The sequence below is a fragment of the Tenacibaculum sp. L6 genome, from assembly GCF_028823685.1.
In the GTDB taxonomy this organism is placed as follows: domain Bacteria; phylum Bacteroidota; class Bacteroidia; order Flavobacteriales; family Flavobacteriaceae; genus Polaribacter.
In genome coordinates, this window is record NZ_JAPEHZ010000114.1 from 1 (window position 1) to 2,917 (window position 2,917).

A 2,917-nucleotide genomic window follows, 5' to 3' on the forward strand; every position below is an offset into this window, starting at 1 on the left:
GTAAGGGTTTTTGGGATAGCATTATAAAGAGTTTTTGGTTCGTCGTCTTTTAATAAATAACCATCTGCTCCTGCTTGTATTGCATTGAAAATTTGTTCGTCATTATCAAAAACAGTAAGCATAATTATTTTTACTTGCGGATATTTTCGTTTTATTAAGGCAGTGGCTTCTATGCCATTTTGTTTGGGCATATCAATATCCATTAATATCAGGTCAGTATTTTTATTTTCGCTAAGTTTTTGTAAGCATTCTAATCCGTTGTTGGCTGTAAATACGATGCTTATATCTTCAAAAAAAGAGAGGCTTTCTTTGGTGCTTTTTATTAAAAAATTAGGTAACTACTTACAAGTTTACACTAAATAATAAATTAGCCCGATTATTTTAATTTCGGGCTTTTTAATTTTTAATCTTCTTTAGGGTTGTAATCTAACCCTTTTTTAAGTTTTTGATTGAAGTCTGATAAATTATTTTTTTCAATAGGTTCTATTGTGTGACCTTTTTCATCAAAATTAAAAGGCAATTCCATTTGACCACTCTGTCTTAGCTTTAATCTTTCAAATTGTTCCCACATATGTTTCATGTTGTCAGATAACTGAAACAATGTAACTATTTGGTTTATTTGTGCAGTTAAATGAGGGTTTCCAATATCATCTGTTAAAAGTTGATGAAATCTAGCAGTTTTATTTCCTTTATTACTTTTAGGTACATTCTTTTCTAGTTCATTTAAAACACCTTTAGGCAATTGTTCATAAACTAGTTTCTTAGTCCAAGTACCTATAACTCCTGGTCTTTTTTTTATTCCATTTACTGTAAAATCCCATTCATTTAATCTAAAAAGTTCTTTATAAAATATATCAGGAAATCTTTTTTGCCACGGCAATAATTCTTCACTTATATATTGCTTTAAAATTTTTTGTAACTCGTCTTTTTCCCTTTCGTATTGATAACCTGTAGCCTCATCGACTAAAGATGTTATACTTATTTTTAAAAAAGCCTTTACTAAAATATCACTTTGAATACCTATATGCTTTTGATTAGGTTTTAGCATATTTTTATGGTAAGCTACGGAAAATAAATGAGCCACTTGCGGAAGTAATTCTGCTCTATACCCAATACTGTCATTTCCGTTTAAATCAGTGAATAAAATAGGTTTTGAATTCTCTAAAATTTCTTCTGTTAATAAGGGTTTGAGGTTATTTGCACTTAAAAATATAGGTGTTTTGAATTCATCATCATATTGCCTGCCTCCTTTTGCTTTTCCTGTTCTACCTATAGCTTTTAAAAAGCCTATTCTGCTTAATACTCTCTCTCCATCTGGAAGATTGTATGCAGATATGTTAAATTCATTCAACACAAGGTTTCCCTCGTGTGTAGCTTTCAATTTCTTATCCATTTATTAACTCTTTATATGTTATTCTATTTTCTATATTTGAAAGTAAAAGATTAAACCTATTACTTTCCGTTCCTTTTCTAGTATTGTATCTAAATACAAATTCATCAACATACATTTGTAAATGTTTTTTTGAAGTAAAATGATAAATACCAACGATACCTCTTTTTAAAAGCGACCAAAACCCCTCAATTGTGTTAGTGTGAATTCTGCCATTAACATATTCGCTTTGATTATGTTTTACAATACTGTGGTCGTAAATACGGCTTACACCTTTATAACCTAGCCATTCATCAGAATATAATTTAGCGCTTTCTTTTACATTTCTGATTATTTCAGATGTTAACGTTTCTGATTTTACGTTTTCTACTGTTCTAGCTGTTAATTTCCCCTTTCTTTCTACCATACCAACTACGGCTGTTTTATCCTTAGAACTTCTTCCCTGTGAGTTTTTAACCTTTTTACTAGCGTGTCTATTCTTATTTTTACCACCTACATAAGTTTCATCTACTTCAACCTCATTATCTAATTGAGCATCGTTATCAATACCAAAACAGTTTCTTATTCTTTGTAGCATAAACCAAGCTGATTTTTGAGTAATATCTAAATCACGCCCTAACTGTAGAGAAGAAATACCTTTTTTATGTGAAGTTACTAACCAAATAGCTAAAAACCATTTTTGCAATGGCATTTTAGTATTATCAAATATAGTCTGTGTTCTTACATTGAAGTATTTACCAGTGTTTTTACACTTGTATTTATTACCTTTACAATTATAGACTTTACTTGAAGAATCAAAAGGACTTACAACATTACCATTCCAACGTAACTTCTCTAAATGGTCAATACAAATTTGTTCATTTGGAAAAGTATTAAGTAAGTCTAATATCGATTTGAAGTCCTTGTTAATCATTGTACTATCTTTTTGATAATACAAATATAGAAGTTTATTACACTAAAACCAAATTAATTTAGTGTAAAATAATATATAGTTACCAAAAATTATTATCATCTACAATGGCTACTCTAGTTTTCATACCTTATGTATTGTTGTTTTTGGAATTATAAAACAAAATGAAACTTCAACCCCTTTTTCTAGTTCAGTTTGTATGTTGAGTTGACTTTTTAATTCTATGGATCGTTTTCTCATATTCAATAATCCATTGCCTAATTCTACGTTTTTTTCTATAAAGCCTTTGCCGTTATCTTTTACAGAGAAACATATATTATCTTCTTTTTTATAAATATGGATGGTTATTTGTGAAGCTTTTGCATATTTAAGAGCATTATTGGTAGCCTCTTGAATAATGCGAAATGCATTCAGTCCTTGTAAGGATGTAAAGGTTACATCTTCAGGAAAATTTTCATCTACATTAACAGTTATATTAGTTTTATTTTGTGATTGTTTCGCTTTTTCGATAAAATTTGCAATTCGAGAGTGTAAATCTTTAATAGAAATATCTGATTTATTCATTGCCCAAACGGTATCTCGTAATTCCTGTGTGGTTTCTTTTGCAAAATTTTTAA

General features: G+C 29.2%; 4 protein-coding genes. All 4 read right to left on the reverse strand.

All coding sequences use genetic code 11. From position 1 onward, the window contains the following. On the reverse strand, window positions 1-323 hold a 323-nt coding region (locus tag OU788_RS12040), incomplete at its 3' end, for a response regulator (RefSeq protein WP_274635395.1). 80 nt (window positions 324-403) lie between these two features. Further along, window positions 404-1,393: a P63C domain-containing protein gene (locus OU788_RS12045; RefSeq protein WP_274635392.1), complete on the reverse strand. Its 990-nt coding sequence runs from the start codon at window positions 1,391-1,393 to the stop codon at window positions 404-406. Beyond that, window positions 1,386-2,303: an IS1595 family transposase gene (locus OU788_RS12050; RefSeq protein WP_274635393.1), complete on the reverse strand. Its 918-nt coding sequence runs from the start codon at window positions 2,301-2,303 to the stop codon at window positions 1,386-1,388. The genes OU788_RS12045 and OU788_RS12050 overlap by 8 nt, the downstream gene beginning before the upstream one ends. A 120-nt stretch (window positions 2,304-2,423) precedes the next feature. Beyond that, window positions 2,424-2,917 (reverse strand): sensor histidine kinase (locus tag OU788_RS12055; protein ID WP_274635394.1); only part of this gene is annotated, 494 nt, incomplete at its 5' end.